Raw genomic sequence first — 13660 nt, forward strand, 5'->3', positions numbered from 1 at the left:
ATTTACGCCGCGCTGGTGGAAAAACTGGGTGCCGCGGTTGCGAGCCTGAAAATGGGCGCACCCGAGGACGAATCAACCGAGCTGGGGCCGCTGAGTTCGGCGGCACATTTATCCCGCGTGTGCAAAGCGGTGGATGAGGCCAAAGCCCTGAGCCACGTCAGCGTTGTGACCGGGGGCAGCAAAAAAGAGGGGGCGGGCTACTACTTCCAGCCAACCCTGCTGGCGGGGGCCAAACAGGAAGATGCCATTGTGCAGCGTGAGGTGTTTGGCCCGGTGGTGAGCGTCACCGAATTTGATGATGAGGCGCAGGTGTTGGCCTGGGCGAACGATTCGCAATATGGCCTGGCGTCTTCGGTCTGGACCAAAGACGTCGGCCGCGCCCATCGCCTGAGCGCGCGCCTGCAATATGGCTGCACCTGGGTGAATACCCATTTTATGCTGGTGAGCGAAATGCCGCACGGCGGCATGAAACTATCGGGCTACGGGAAGGATATGTCGGTCTACGGGCTTGAGGATTATACGGTCGTGCGGCATGTCATGATCAAACACTAATCCTCCCAGCCTGGCCGCATGCGCGGCCAGGCGTTCTCCTTGCCCGCCACACGTGTTACCAAAGATACTCAATTGTTATTAGCCATAATCTTTAAGTGGTTATTCTGTAACGAAAAAACTTGATCTGTGTCAACATATGACGCATATTGCGTGCGGTTATTTTTTCGGCTCTGGTGTACAGAATGACGTTGTATCAAAAGATGTTGGTTTTTTACGCAATCATGGCTTCCATCTGCGCATTAATCACCTGGTTCCTTTCTAAAGATCGCAAACGTATCCGCCTGCTGAGCGCTTTCCTTGTGGGGTCAACCTGGCCAATGAGCTTTCCCGTTGCGCTGCTGGTCTCGCTTTTCTGAAGCACGCTTCCAGTTTTAAAAGATGAACATAGCATTCCTGATGAGGTGACTGTATAAATACACAGTGCATCATAAAAAGGAGTGCTTATGAACAGTTTTTACTCGCAGCAGGCCGGTTGTACCGTGCGCTGGCATGACCTGCCCGGCACCGGCGATCCCGTGGTGTTTATTCACGGGCTGGGCTGCGCCTCTTCCTACGAATATCCCCGCGTCGTTCGTGACCCGCTGTTTGGCGCGCGCAGAGCGATTCTCATTGACTTGCCCGGCAGCGGCTATAGCGATAAGCCTCTGCACTACAGCTATAAAACCACTGACCAGGCCCACGTTGTCGCGGAACTGATTGACCATCTTGAGCTGGATTCCTTCTGGTTATACGGCCACAGCATGGGCGGCAGTATCGCTATCGAAACGGCGGGGCTGCTGGGGTCGCGCGTGAAGGGACTGATGGTGTCAGAGCCCAATTTCCACGCGGGTGGGGGCATGTTCAGCCGGACTATTGCAGCGCAAACCGAGCAACAGTTTCTGGAGCAGGGTTATGACGCCATGCTCAGCGTAGAAAAAACAGCGTGGGCCGGGTGCCTGCAGAATAATGCGCCGTATGCGGTCTGGCGGGGGGCATCGAGCCTGGTGGCGGGCGTTGAGCCCGAGTGGGAAGCGCAGTTCCTGTCACTCCCTTGCCCGGTAACGTTGATTTTCGGCGAGCTGTCTCTGCCGGATGACGATGTGGATAATCTGAAGCAAAAGGGCGTTGAGGTGAAAATTATCCCAGCGGCGGGGCACTCGATGTCGTGGGAAAATCCGTCTGCGCTGGCGCTGGCGCAGGCCTTAGCCGGATGTATGACGATGTGATTATTGTGCAAATTATCATCGTTGCGAAATGTAGGCCGGGTAAGCGCAGCGCCACCCGGCAAGAAGGGCGGCTACTTTATTAAAGCCCGCAGTGCCTGACGTGCGTCAGGCTGAACATCATGCGGGTGCTGGTAATCAATGTTCTCTATCGCGCGGCTATAGAGTGCGACCAGCCAGTCGTAAACGTACGCGGTGGCCGCATGTACAGGCTGTTCTCCCAGGCGCGTCAAACGAGGCTCGGCGCTGCTGACCACCGGCGTGACGAAGATGGCCTGGCCCTTGCGGATGCGGCTTGCCGGACGTGTTGCCACGGGCGTTTGGTCGTAACCCAGCCAGCCAACGAAATTGCCCATCACGGCATGCAGCTGTGCCGCGCTACTTTTATCCGCCTCGACAATGCGCTGAAGCTGTTGAGGCAAATTCAGCCGGTAGCTGGTGACGACCAGCACATCCGCGATTTGCTGTAACACCTCAGGATCCAGCCCAAGACGGACGGCGGTCGCCTCGTTGCGGCTCCACTGGCGCAGATGATTTATCCAGACTCGGTGCGCGAGACGCGCTTTGTCTTTTGTCTGGAACAGGCCAGTGCTTTCCTGGGCGTTCTCGGCAAACAGGTCAATGGTATCCGTAAACAGCCCGTTAACCTGCTCCTCGCGAGGCTGCTGAACGGCAAGCAGCGTTTCAAAGGCTTTCAGAGGCGGCAGCAGGCCTTCAAGCAGTTCGCCGTGGCGGGCGGCGCTGCTTTGTAGCATGCGCACCATGTTTTCCGCCTGAGCGCGTCTTGTCCCCGGTTCCTCAACCAGCGGTGCCAGATAGCTTTGCATCAGCGCCGACAGCTCCTGACGCAGCGCGTTTTTCAGCGTGCCGAGACGTTTCTGTCGCTGCGCGGGCAACGTGGCCTGAGACAGCCATTCGATGACGCGCTGCATGCTGTGGCTGTCCAGCGCCTGCAGCGTGCCCCAGCGTAAACCCGGCTTTCCGAGCAGATGCTGTACGGCTTCATCGAGATTCTGCCGGGTAGTAAAGCGGGCGTCATGCGGGGTGATCGCCCACACCAGCCCCGGCAGGGCAGATTCTTCAGCAGGCTGCGTTTCCTTCACCCAGTTCATTAACACTTTTGCTTTTTTGGCCGTCTGTTCGTACTGTGCCGTCGCGTTGCAAATCACCAGCACATCCGGCTGAAGCTGTTGACGGTAATGTTCAAGAAGCCACTGGGATTTTGCCTGGCGTAGCGGATCGGCACGGTTATCTTCAAAAACCGGAATATCAATAATATCGACGTTATCCAGAGCCCCGTTCTCAACCGGCAGCACCAGCTCGCGGGTCAGGAATGCCAGCACGTCGACCGGGATGCTGATGGCGTTAAGTATTTCACCGCTATTCAGCGGATGAAGCAGCGTCTCCTGCGCGTCCTGAAGGTCTAACGCGCCGTCGTGCGTCAGGAACCCTTCACCCGGCAGCCCAAAGCTGTCCACCAGCAGGCTAAGCGGGGCAGCAAGATCGCCGGCATGGCTGGTCTGGTGCAGCACATGGGCCAGTTTTAACCACTGCTGGGTCAACTCCTGCTGCTCGCCCCAGAGCAGCGACCAGACGCTGGCTCGCGTGCTGAGATCGAGAGAAGGTACCAGTTGGGCAAACTCATGCCACAGGGCATCATCAATTTGCTGCTTAGCGGCGGGAACCGTGCTTTGCCAGAAGCGGGCAATCGTTCCCACTTCCTGAGCCGTGATGCCGGGCACGCTCTGCGGCTGGCGCAGCCCGCGCCACTTCTCCAGACGTGTCTCAATGACCGCTTTATCCACCGCGCGCATCTGTGGATGGAGGGTCGTACGGACAATAAACAGCTGTACCAGCTCGGCCTCGGTGACAAGACTCAGACGCAGCGGGAACGCCTCATCCGCCACCTCCGTGTTTTCACGGGTAAAGCGGACGGCCATGTTGGTCAGGGCATGTCCCGGATTGATATGCGAAAAATAGTCAAAGGTGCGCTGGCCCGGCGTCACGTTCAGGCGTCCATTACCGCTGCCGCAAAGAGACAACAGCAGGTGCGCTTTCGCGCTCTGCGAATGGCCGTAAAGCCCAACGCTGCTCTGGCGGGTCATGGCGCGTTCAATGGCCTGCTCCCGCGCCTGCGCCGCGTTGATGCGGGCAAGCAGGGCGTCGGCATCGTTATCCAGCACAGGGGCGTTCAGGCGCGTCTCATTAATCCACCCAATTAAGGCCTGAGTGGTGGTCGTCGTCTCTGTCATTTCAGGTATACGCTCCCGCTGTCGATCCAGTAGTGGCTACCGCTGTGTCGGCGATCGGCCAAAGTGTTCAGTTTGAAGGTTAATGCGTCAGGCGCAACAGGCGTGCCGTCCTGCAGCCAGGCATCGCTCAGCTCGAAGGCCTCCGGCCCCTCCTGCTTTCTGCCGCCGCAGAGCCTGAGCCGCACGTTCAGCACGCCGTCACCGGCAATGGCTTTCGCCAGTTCAGCCGAGTTGATGCTGAGCGTGTAGAGCGGCGTGGCGGGCCAGCGCGCGTTCGCCAGCTGGCGGAAGCCGAGAGTCACGTTACCGCGCAGCGGGAAGTGCAGACGCGCGTCAAGCTTCGCGCCGGGTTTATCCAGATCGATATCCTGGTACCAGACGTTTTCCTCGCGCAGGGTATTGACGGTGTTATCCAGCACGCCCAGATAGCGCACGGTGGAATACGCGCCTATGTCCGCGGCTTTAAAGTTAAAGCGCGGCAGGCGCAGGTCAAGCGCCAGGCTGCAGAGCATGGCCCCGACGGCGGCTGTCGATTTCGGGTTGCCAATGCGCCCCTGCTGGCTGAACGGATACCACTCATGTACCTGGTATTTATCCAGCCAGACGATACGGTTGACCGGCACTGGCTGCAGATGACGAATGAGCGCCTGCACGCCGGGCAGGCAGCCGGGGCGTCCGGTGATCAGCAGAATATCGCAGCTGTAATGTGAAATCGCCTCACACACCGCGTGCAGCGGGGAGGCCAGCGTAAACTGCCCGGCCAGCATCGCATCCTGCATTTCGCGGAAGCTGACGTGCAGCGGCACGGCGAACAGGTCGAAAGCGTCAGAGCCCGCAGGCAGGGCATGATCGATCGCCTGCTGCAGGTAGTTCATCACATTGCGCGTCGGCTTCTGCGGCAGGAGATCGCCAAAGGTGGCATGCAGACCGGCCAGCGGATCGTCAACGTCGCTCGATTCCCACGCGGCAAGAATGGCATGGCCAATCGGCATAAAGAGCTGCAGCGCCGTCTGCTGGCGGAGTACGGCCTGGGTATCAATACGCCCGGAGTCGCCGAACAGCGAGGCCATCAGCAGCGAGGCATCAGCAATACCGGATTTCTGCAGCTGCGTTTGCAGCGCGGGCAACACGTAGCGCTGAATCACGTCCAGAAGCGTATCGTCGCCCGCGACCTTAAATCCTTCACGGAACAGCAGCTGAGGGGTGATTTTGACGTTATTGCCGGAACCGTCGTCCAGCTGATAATGGGTGATCGCCATATCCGTTGTGCCACCGCCGATGTCGATGGACGCGACGCGCAGCGCGCGGCCCGGCTGGCTACCCGGCTCAGGCTTGCGGTCCGGACGAGCAAGAGAGGCGAAGAAGGCTTCGGTCTGGCCGCCAAAGCGGGAGATGGCTTCGTTATACAGCCAGACCAGCTGACCGCAGCTGGCTTCATCCCACTCCATCTGGATTTCAGGAACCGGCACCACGCTTTTATCCTGCTGTTTGCGGGTGACAAAATCCTCATCCTGCGGGTGCCAGCCCATCGCTTTCCAGACGATGGCGATGGCTTCAAACATGCGGCGACGGAAAATCTCGCGCTCCTGCTTTGGCATGGCGGAGGGCAGCGTCAGGATCAGCGTGCGCAGCTGGCGCGGCGACGCCGGGAATCCCAGACGTAAGCGCGTGGCGACGCTGTTGATCTGCCCCAGCGCCTGCGCCAGCAGCTCACACAGCATGTGGGTCATCAGGGTGCTGCGGCTGTACTGTGGAGAAAAGACCGGCAGCCGTTCGTCCTGCGGCAGCGTGAAGAGCGACTCGCCGTCATCGTTCATCAGGTTCATCAGCGGAAACGCGGTGGCAAGCGGCTCACGCTGGGTTTTGCTGTTCATCTGGCTAAAGCGCCAGTCCTGCACGACCGGCGTTTCATCCCACAGGTAGCGACGCGGGCTCGAGATGCCGCTGTTGCCTTCAGTCCCCAGACGCTGCATCGCCAGCTTGCGGGCTTCATCACCCACGCGAACAATGGACGGCCAGACAAACGCATCTTCGCGACCGCTTTCGACCGAGAAGTGCTGCTTGCCAAAACGCGCTTCCGAAAACTCGAGACGGCTGGTGAACAGCGGCGCATTCAGGAACTGCGGCTCGCTTAGCGAGCGAACCTGCAGCTCGGCGGTCTGGCGCAGGCCATCGTTGGCATCGCCGTGGTCTTCAATAATGACGCCACAGGTGTGGGTATTGCCCACGTCGAGGATCAGATCGACCGGAATGGCAGGCGTGCTGAGCGTATGGGTAACAAATTTCACTTCCGGCACGGTGAGTTGTTCACCGAGCATGGTCATCAGGTTGAGCCAGTGGGCCTGATATTCAAAACCGCGCATCGCCTGCTGGAGATCGCGTTCTGAGCGGTTTTCGACACCGTCGGCATATTGGGTAAACGCCTCGCGCAGCCAGCCGTCAATCCACGTCTGGTCGAGGAAGCTTTCAACCTCCTTGTCTCGCCAGGCCAGCGCGAAACGGGTCCCGTTCAGAATATCGTTTTCAACCGGGGAAAGGGCGGAGGTGGCGTGTTCAGCAATCTGGCTGTCAAGGGCGAGAGTGACGCGGTGCGTATTGCCTGCCGTGTCGGGTGAATCCAGCCTGCGCACCTGAACGCGCGCCCAGTTATCCGGCCCCTCAACGAAGGTTCGCGGCGGGTTGAAGCGCAGGAACGGAACCGGAAGCCAGACGCCGTCCAGCACCGCCAGGGACTGATGCAGCGGGATGGTGGTTTCCGGCTTAACCACTTCAGGCTGCCCGCCGTTCGTTCCCGGCAGGGTATAGCGCCCGTTAACCAGGTCGAAATCGAGTCGCAAAAGCGGGCCGTTCGCGGTTTTACGTACGAAGCGCCCGTTGCTGGCGGTGTCCTGCGGCGTCAGACCGAAATCAAGGAACTGCACGCCGCTGTTGGCAATAAGCGTGACGCTTTGTTTATAGTCGCAAAGATTTACCAGCATAGGATCAGGCACCTGCTTTCTTGAACGTCAGTGGAACGACGGTATTGGCATCATAACGGGCGCGACATTCAGCGATATCGCTGGCGCCTGCTTTACAGGCAACTTCCGGCATCGGGTAGCGGGAACCGTCGGTGCAGCGGGCAGTACCGCGACTTTTAATCATCAGCTCGCCGTTGCTGTGCAGGCCGGAGAACACTTCCGCACGGCAGACAACGTTGTCGCCATGGACAACCCGGGCGAAGCCCTTATTGTTCTGGATCTGATAGCGCATTGACGGCGGTTTGCCGGTGACCGGATCTTTCACGTCGAGAACCGCACGCCAGGTACCGTTCAGGAAACGCGTCGATCCCGCTTTCACCTGATTCGCTTCCATCACCATGGCATCTTTCGGGATGGCGACAATCACCACCGGGGCAGGCTGTGGCGCAGGCGCCGGAGCAGGCTCTTTTTCTTTGTTTGCCAGCACCTCTGCCTGATGCAGCGGCAGTTTCATCGCCAGCGGCTCAACCGCTTTGATCGGCTTTGGCGCAATCTCGACGGGTTCTGGTGCGGGCACCGGTGCGGGCTCAGCGGAAGGCGACTGTTTTGGCCACAGCAGCGGTGCGGCAATGGCGGCAACGATCACAGCAGCAACCGGCAGCGTCCACAGGGGAACACGACGTTTTTTCGCGACGATCGGCAGAGCAGGTTCCTGAGCGGGTTGCGCAACCGCCGGGGCTGGCTTTGGCTCATACAGCTCTTCCGGCGTGATGCGCACCACCGTGGAAGGGGCGATCAGCGGCTCGTCGGCGTGTTCAAAGGCTACAACCGGTTCTGGCTCAGGCTCGGGCTCAGGATCTTCAATCACAACGGGGGCAGGCTCAGGGACCAGCGATTCACGCAGGCAGTCGAGAACATCGTCGCGCGCATTTTCGTTCAGGTTTACAAAGCCCCAGAAGCTGATGACAGGCTTTCCGTCCACCAGGAAGAGGAAGTTTTCACCCGGGAACTGAAACGCCTTTGACAGCAGAGAGCCAAAAAGCTGCTGCGCGGTTTTGGGGGACTGGAGGCATTTCTTGCTTAACGACTCAACGCTGGCGAGCGTGTTTTCCAGATAGCGCAGGGCGCGATAGCGGTCATCTTCATCTGCCGCTTTCCAGCTGGTTACGCTCCCTTCAACGGGGGAATACCAGTCCACGCGGTCACCGCTGTCGTTGACCTGAGGAATCGCCAGACAGTCGACGATGGCCTGTTGTTTGCGCAACCGGAGCGCTTCCCGGATTTGTAACGCTGATTCAAAAACGGCTTGTCCGCCGCCGCCAACGGCCTGAAAGTCATCCAGGTTACCGCTGCGTAAAAGAGTTTTTGCCACGATTTGATCCCATATACTTCTTCACACCGTTACTTTAACGAAACGAGGAAGCAACCAAACGGGGGAAGAGACGCTAAAAGGGCCGATTTCTTGCGGCATAGAAAGTGACGGTTGTGCTTGACGAATAATGGCACTTAAGGCAAATCATCTTTTTGGGCGCTGGCGGTTAAAACAGCAAAAAACGCGGCTTTAGAATAACCTGATAGTGTTTCGTTATTTGCCAGGTCAAAACGCCTGTGCTGTTATTACTGTCCTATATAATAAAACTGTCAGGGTTATAACCATGTCTACAGGGAAAACACTGCTCGCTCTTGCGCTGAGCGCGCTGTTACCAGCCGGTGCCGCATGGGCGGCAAACAACGACACCCTTATTTACTGTTCTGAAGCGTCCCCCGAGTCCTTCAACCCGCAAATCGCCAGCTCTGGCCCGTCTTTTGTGGCCAGTTCTCAGGTACTGTACAACCGCCTGATCAATTTCGACCCGGTGAAAAACACCCCGGTGCCGTCGCTGGCAGAGTCCTGGACAATCTCGCCGGAAGGCAAGACTTATACCTTTGCCTTGCGCAAAGGGGTGAAGTTCAACAGCAATAAATATTTCAAACCGACGCGCGACTTTAACGCCGATGACGTTATTTTCTCGGTCATGCGTCAGAAAGACCCTAAACACCCATATCACAACGTGTCGCAGGGCAACTACGAATACTTTAACGATGTGGGTCTCGATAAGCTGATCCAGGACGTTAAAAAGGTCGACGATTATCACGTTCAGTTCACCCTCAGCGAACCCAACGCCGCGTTTCTGGCCGACTGGGGGATGGATTTCGCCTCCATTCTCTCCGCCGAATACGCCGACGCGATGCTGAAAAAAGGCACGCCTGAAAACGTAGACACCTGGCCGATTGGTACCGGGCCGTACGTCCTGCAGCAGTATAAGGTAGATTCGCTGATCCGCTACGTCGCGAACCCGAACTACTGGGAAGGCGAAGTGCCGACGAAGCATCTCATCTTCTCCATCACGCCAAATGTAGAAACCCGCCTGGCGAAGCTGCAGACCAACGAGTGCCAGATTATTCCTGCGCCATCCCCGGTTCAGTTTGATGCCATTAAGAACAACAAAGACCTGACGCTGCACTCGGTCGATGCGCTGAACGTCGGTTATCTGGCGTTCAACACAGAGAAAAAACCGTTCGATAACGTGCTGGTGCGTCAGGCGCTTAACTACGCGACCGACAAGAAGGCCATCGTTAATGCGGTCTTTATGGGATCGGGCACGGTGGCAAAATCGCCGATCCCGCCAAATATGCTGGGCTTCAATAAAGACCTGAAGGACTACAGCTACGATCCTGAAAAAGCGAAAGCCCTGCTGAAGCAGGCGGGTCTTGAGAAGGGCGCGGAAGTCACGCTGTGGTCAATGCCGGTTCAGCGTCCTTATAATCCGAACTCGCGTCGTATCGCAGAGATGATCCAGAGCGACTGGGCTAAAGTCGGCGTTAAAGCCAAAATTGTCTCTTACGAGTGGGGTGAATATCTCTCCGGAATGCGTAAAGGCGAACATGACTCCGCGCTGTTTGGCTGGATGTCCGATAACGGCGACCCGGACAACTTCGCCGATGTGTTGCTCGGCTGCAACAGCATTAAAACCGGCTCAAACGCCGCGCGCTGGTGCGATAAGGGGTATGATGCGCTGGTGCAAAAAGCGAAGCTGACCAGTAACCCGGCCGAGCGCGCGAAACTTTACGGCCAGGCGCAGGAGATTTTCTACCAGCAGGCGCCGTGGATCGCGCTGGCCAACGGGAAAACGTTCTACGCGACCCGCAGCAACGTGACCGGATACAGCGTGAGCCTGATGGGCAGCGATTTCTCTAAGGCGAAGCTGAACTGATCGTTTGCCCGGTGGCGCTGCGCCACCGGGCACATAACAAGGAGTGACAATGTCACATTTAAATGAAGTTATCGCCCGCGTCGATGCCGCCATCGAAGAGAGCGTGATTACCCACATGAATGAACTGCTGATCGAATTAAGCGATGATGCTGAGCTCAGTCGTGAAGATCGCTATACCCAGCAGCAGCGTCTGCGCACCGCGATTTCGCACCACGGTAAGCAGCATAAAGAGGAGATGGACGCGCGTGAGGAACAGCTGACGAAAGGCGGCACCATAATGTAACGTTTAAAACTGGCGTCGCGCCACCAGCCAGGCTCCGACCACCAGCATCACCGCGCCGCACACCGGGCCAATCAGGGCGCGCAGCGGAATGCCATTGCTCCTCAGCACGTCCATCACCAGCCCGCCAATCAGCTGGCTTGCTACCAGCACGGCGATAGTCGTTGCCGCGCCAACGTTCTGATATCCGCTGATGCTGGCAAACACGAAAAACGACCCCAGCAGCCCCGGGATAAGCGTCCACCAGCGAACCGTTGCGGCCAGCTCGCTGAATCCGGCGACGCCCTGTTTCAGCAGCAGAATGCTGACAAACAGCACAATGCCGACCAGGGAGTTCAGCAGCATCGCGATGAGAATGGTGGAGGAGGACTGGGTGATACGCACCATCAAGGTGTTTTGCACCACCAGACCAATTCCCGCCGCCACCAGAAACGCCAGCGTCAGCGACTGATTCATGGGATAGCGTCCGGTTCGCTGCGCTCGTCCAGCTGCAGCTGCATAAAGGTTAAGTCCAGCCAGCGGCCAAACTTGGTTCCCACCTGCGGCATCTGCCCCGTGGTGACAAAGCCGAGCGTTTCGTGGAGGTGAATCGAGGCATGGTTTTGCGCTTCAATCCCGGCCACCATCACGTGTTTACCGATGGCGCGGGCCTCGTTAATCAGCGCGATCATCAGCGTGCGGCCAATGCCTTTTCCCTGGTGTTCCGGGTGGATGTAGACCGAGTGCTCAACCGTATGACGAAAACCGTCGAAGGCGCGCCAGTCGCCGAAAGAGGCGTAGCCGGTAATCACGCCGTCTTTTTCGCTTACCAGAACCGGGTAACCCGCGAGAGTGCGTGCCTCAAACCAGGCGATTCGGTTATCGGTATCGACGGTTTTATCGTTCCAGATCGCGGCAGTATGCAGCACCGCGTGGTTGTAAATCTCTCCTATCGCAGCGCAGTCTTCTTTGCAGGCATGACGAACGATCATGATTAAACCTCTGTGTGTTGTTCACTATAGTGTTACGTTGTGGCTACGATATTACACAGCCGTATAGCTCGAACGCTACGGCATAAGCCATATTTTTTTGTTATCAAAAGCCCATTGAAATGCTCTTCATTCACTATAGTATGACGTCATGAACACCATAACAGACACGATGAATCAACGGATTAGCGCAAGAATTCGCCTGGAGCGTGAGTCTCGCGGGTGGTCCCTGAGCGAGCTGGCCGACCGGGCAGGCGTCTCCCGCGCCATGATCCACAAGATTGAACGCGGAGACAGTAGCCCGACGGCCACCTTGCTTGCCCGCCTGTCCGGCGCGTTTGGCATCAGCATGTCAACGCTGATTGCCCGGGCCGAAATGCAGGAGGGCAAGCTGCTGCGCCTTGCAAACCAGCCCGTCTGGCGAGATCCGCAGACGCACTACCTGCGCCGCCATGTTTCTCCCCGCACCGATCTGCCCATCGACCTTGTTCAGGTTGAACTGCCTGCGGGCAGCGATGTTCCGATGCCTGCCTCTTCTTACGCGCTGGCGCGTCAGCTTATCTGGCTCCAGTCCGGTGAGCTGGTGTTTCAGGAGGGCGACACTCGCCATGAAATGCACGCCGGAGATTGTCTCGAGCTGGGGCCGCCAAATGACTGCCGGTTCATCAACGAAACGAATGAAACCTGCATCTATCTGGTTGTACGGCTTAACCAGTCCGGCTCGTAATGCTAATGCGATAACGCCGATCGTGAGCCAGGCTGTAATAACATTTGTACCAGAAGGAGATCCTGATGAATCAACCTGTTTCGCAAAATCGCCGCTGGGTGCTGGCCTCTCGTCCTCAGGGCGCGCCGGTGGCGGAAAATTTTCGTCTGGAAACGCAGCCTGTTCCAGCCCCTGTTGAGGGGCAGCTTTTGCTTCGTACCGTCTGGCTGTCGCTGGACCCGTACATGCGGGGGCGCATGAGCGATGCGCCATCCTATTCACCGCCGGTTGAGCTGGGTGCGGTGATGGTGGGGGGAACGGTCAGCCGGGTTGAGCAGTCAAATCATCCCGATTTCAAACCGGGTGAATGGGTGCTGGGCTACAGCGGCTGGCAGGAGTATGAACTCTCGGACGGCAGCGGCCTTGTGAAGCTGGGCGAAAATCCGTCTCATCCTTCCTGGTCGCTGGGGATACTGGGTATGCCGGGCTTTACCGCCTATATGGGGCTACTGGATATCGGGCAACCGAAAGCGGGTGAAACGCTGGTGGTGGCTGCGGCGACCGGTCCGGTTGGCGCGACCGTCGGGCAGATCGGCAAAATCAAGGGTTGTCGGGTGGTTGGTGTGGCCGGTGGCGCGGAGAAATGCCGCCATGCCGTTGAGGTTCTGGGGTTTGACCTGTGTCTGGATCATCACGCGGCCGATTTTGCCGACCAGCTGAAGCACGCCTGCCCGAAAGGAATTGATGTCTATTATGAAAACGTCGGCGGAAAAGTATTTGACGCCGTGCTGCCGTTACTCAATACCTCCGCGCGCGTGCCGGTATGCGGTCTGGTAAGCGGCTACAATGCGACGGGCTTGCCCGAGGGGCCGGATCGCCTGCCGCTTCTGATGGCGACCATCCTGAAGAAACGCATTCGTATGCAGGGCTTTATCATCGGACAGGATTACGGGCACCGCATTAAGGAGTTCCAGGAAGAGATGGGGCGCTGGGTGCAGGAGGGGAAAATCCACTATCGCGAACAGGTAACGGACGGGCTGGAGAACGCCCCCGAGGCGCTGATTGGCCTGCTGGAAGGACGAAACTTCGGCAAAGTCGTGATTCGCGTCGCGAGTGACAATAAATAAACAGCAATATGGCGGGGTTTCCCGCCATATTTATTTGTGAAGATACGATATATTGTCTTTAATTACTGGACATAGCTTTTCGCGCCATCATCCCGGATGAGCCCGAAAACGATAAAAAAACAAAATTTGCTTTTTTGCTGTTTTTACGTACTTCCCACCACCAGGCATGACGATACAGGATATATCGGACCAGCGCCGTTTTATTAAAACTGGCGTTTAAAAATAGCATTAAGTTTTAGGGAAGGTGCGAACAAGTTCCTGATATGAGATCATCATATTCATCCGGAGCGCATCCCAGAGGGACATCATGAGCCATCAACTCACCTTCGCCGATAGTGAATTCAGCACTAAGCGCCGTCAGA

General features: G+C 57.6%; 12 protein-coding genes. 7 read left to right on the forward strand and 5 right to left on the reverse strand.

Translation table 11 applies throughout. The features are described 5' to 3' along the window. From ACWYRJ_RS18580 to ACWYRJ_RS18590, 3 genes are all read left to right on the forward strand, one after another. Positions 1 to 552 (forward strand): aldehyde dehydrogenase family protein (locus tag ACWYRJ_RS18580; RefSeq protein WP_455508402.1); only part of this gene is annotated, 552 nt, incomplete at its 5' end. 182 nt (positions 553 to 734) lie between these two features. Further along, the gene (locus ACWYRJ_RS18585; RefSeq protein WP_013096478.1) at positions 735 to 908 is read left to right on the forward strand and encodes a GhoT/OrtT family toxin; all 174 of its coding nucleotides are present in this window, start codon (positions 735 to 737) and stop codon (positions 906 to 908) included. Positions 909 to 995: 87 nt separating this feature from the next. Further along, on the forward strand, positions 996 to 1757 hold the full coding sequence (locus tag ACWYRJ_RS18590) for an alpha/beta fold hydrolase (RefSeq protein WP_455508403.1): 762 nt from the start codon (positions 996 to 998) through the stop codon (positions 1755 to 1757). Between the two features lie 71 nt (positions 1758 to 1828). On the opposite strand, the gene ACWYRJ_RS18595 is transcribed toward ACWYRJ_RS18590, so the two are convergent. The 3 genes from ACWYRJ_RS18595 to ACWYRJ_RS18605 are packed head-to-tail and all read right to left on the reverse strand — an operon-like array spanning position 1829 to position 8335. Continuing rightward, a complete protein-coding gene (locus tag ACWYRJ_RS18595) occupies positions 1829 to 4006 on the reverse strand; it encodes a virulence factor SrfC family protein (protein WP_455508404.1) in 2178 nt (725 codons plus the stop codon). After that, entirely contained in the window at positions 4003 to 6984 is a 2982-nt protein-coding gene (locus ACWYRJ_RS18600; RefSeq protein ID WP_455508405.1) for a virulence factor SrfB, read from the reverse strand. The genes ACWYRJ_RS18595 and ACWYRJ_RS18600 overlap by 4 nt, the downstream gene beginning before the upstream one ends. A 4-nt stretch (positions 6985 to 6988) precedes the next feature. Beyond that, the gene (locus tag ACWYRJ_RS18605; RefSeq protein WP_455508406.1) at positions 6989 to 8335 is read right to left on the reverse strand and encodes an SrfA family protein; all 1347 of its coding nucleotides are present in this window, start codon (positions 8333 to 8335) and stop codon (positions 6989 to 6991) included. A 283-nt stretch (positions 8336 to 8618) separates the two neighbouring features. On the opposite strand from ACWYRJ_RS18605, the gene ACWYRJ_RS18610 reads away from it, so the two are divergent. Both ACWYRJ_RS18610 and ACWYRJ_RS18615 read left to right on the forward strand, forming a co-directional pair. After that, positions 8619 to 10217 carry an ABC transporter substrate-binding protein gene (locus ACWYRJ_RS18610; protein ID WP_455508407.1) on the forward strand — a complete coding sequence of 533 codons (1599 nt, stop codon included), beginning with the start codon at positions 8619 to 8621 and terminating at the stop codon, positions 10215 to 10217. A 49-nt stretch (positions 10218 to 10266) separates the two neighbouring features. After that, a complete protein-coding gene (locus ACWYRJ_RS18615) occupies positions 10267 to 10500 on the forward strand; it encodes a YdcY family protein (protein WP_115875267.1) in 234 nt (77 codons plus the stop codon). Positions 10501 to 10503: 3 nt separating this feature from the next. Here the strand turns inward: ACWYRJ_RS18615 and ACWYRJ_RS18620 are convergent, their stop codons facing one another. After that, on the reverse strand, positions 10504 to 10953 hold the full coding sequence (locus ACWYRJ_RS18620; RefSeq protein WP_032656841.1) for a DMT family transporter: 450 nt from the start codon (positions 10951 to 10953) through the stop codon (positions 10504 to 10506). Beyond that, positions 10950 to 11468 carry a GNAT family N-acetyltransferase gene (locus tag ACWYRJ_RS18625; RefSeq protein WP_149366987.1) on the reverse strand — a complete coding sequence of 173 codons (519 nt, stop codon included), beginning with the start codon at positions 11466 to 11468 and terminating at the stop codon, positions 10950 to 10952. Before ACWYRJ_RS18625 ends, ACWYRJ_RS18620 begins: the two co-directional genes overlap by 4 nt. 148 nt (positions 11469 to 11616) lie before the next feature. Between ACWYRJ_RS18625 and ACWYRJ_RS18630 the strand changes: the two genes are divergently transcribed. Beyond that, complete coding sequence (locus ACWYRJ_RS18630) at positions 11617 to 12192, forward strand: helix-turn-helix domain-containing protein (RefSeq protein WP_008501301.1); 576 nt, start codon at positions 11617 to 11619, stop codon at positions 12190 to 12192. A gap of 65 nt (positions 12193 to 12257) precedes the next feature. After that, positions 12258 to 13298 carry an NADP-dependent oxidoreductase gene (locus ACWYRJ_RS18635; protein WP_115875260.1) on the forward strand — a complete coding sequence of 347 codons (1041 nt, stop codon included), beginning with the start codon at positions 12258 to 12260 and terminating at the stop codon, positions 13296 to 13298. Positions 13299 to 13660 lie beyond the last annotated feature (362 nt).

This window comes from Enterobacter sp. (assembly GCF_977039595.1).

Bases quoted from the DNA above. Each gene is read 5' to 3' on its own strand.
- ACWYRJ_RS18585 (WP_013096478.1), top strand. From the start codon at position 735: ATGACGTTGTATCAAAAGATGTTGGTTTTTTACGCAATCATGGCTTCC.
- ACWYRJ_RS18590 (WP_455508403.1), top strand. From the start codon at position 996: ATGAACAGTTTTTACTCGCAGCAGGCCGGTTGTACCGTGCGCTGGCAT.
- ACWYRJ_RS18595 (WP_455508404.1), bottom strand. From the start codon at position 4,006: ATGACAGAGACGACGACCACCACTCAGGCCTTAATTGGGTGGATTAAT.
- ACWYRJ_RS18600 (WP_455508405.1), bottom strand. From the start codon at position 6,984: ATGCTGGTAAATCTTTGCGACTATAAACAAAGCGTCACGCTTATTGCC.
- ACWYRJ_RS18610 (WP_455508407.1), top strand. From the start codon at position 8,619: ATGTCTACAGGGAAAACACTGCTCGCTCTTGCGCTGAGCGCGCTGTTA.
- ACWYRJ_RS18615 (WP_115875267.1), top strand. From the start codon at position 10,267: ATGTCACATTTAAATGAAGTTATCGCCCGCGTCGATGCCGCCATCGAA.
- ACWYRJ_RS18620 (WP_032656841.1), bottom strand. From the start codon at position 10,953: ATGAATCAGTCGCTGACGCTGGCGTTTCTGGTGGCGGCGGGAATTGGT.
- ACWYRJ_RS18625 (WP_149366987.1), bottom strand. From the start codon at position 11,468: ATGATCGTTCGTCATGCCTGCAAAGAAGACTGCGCTGCGATAGGAGAG.
- ACWYRJ_RS18630 (WP_008501301.1), top strand. From the start codon at position 11,617: ATGAACACCATAACAGACACGATGAATCAACGGATTAGCGCAAGAATT.
- ACWYRJ_RS18635 (WP_115875260.1), top strand. From the start codon at position 12,258: ATGAATCAACCTGTTTCGCAAAATCGCCGCTGGGTGCTGGCCTCTCGT.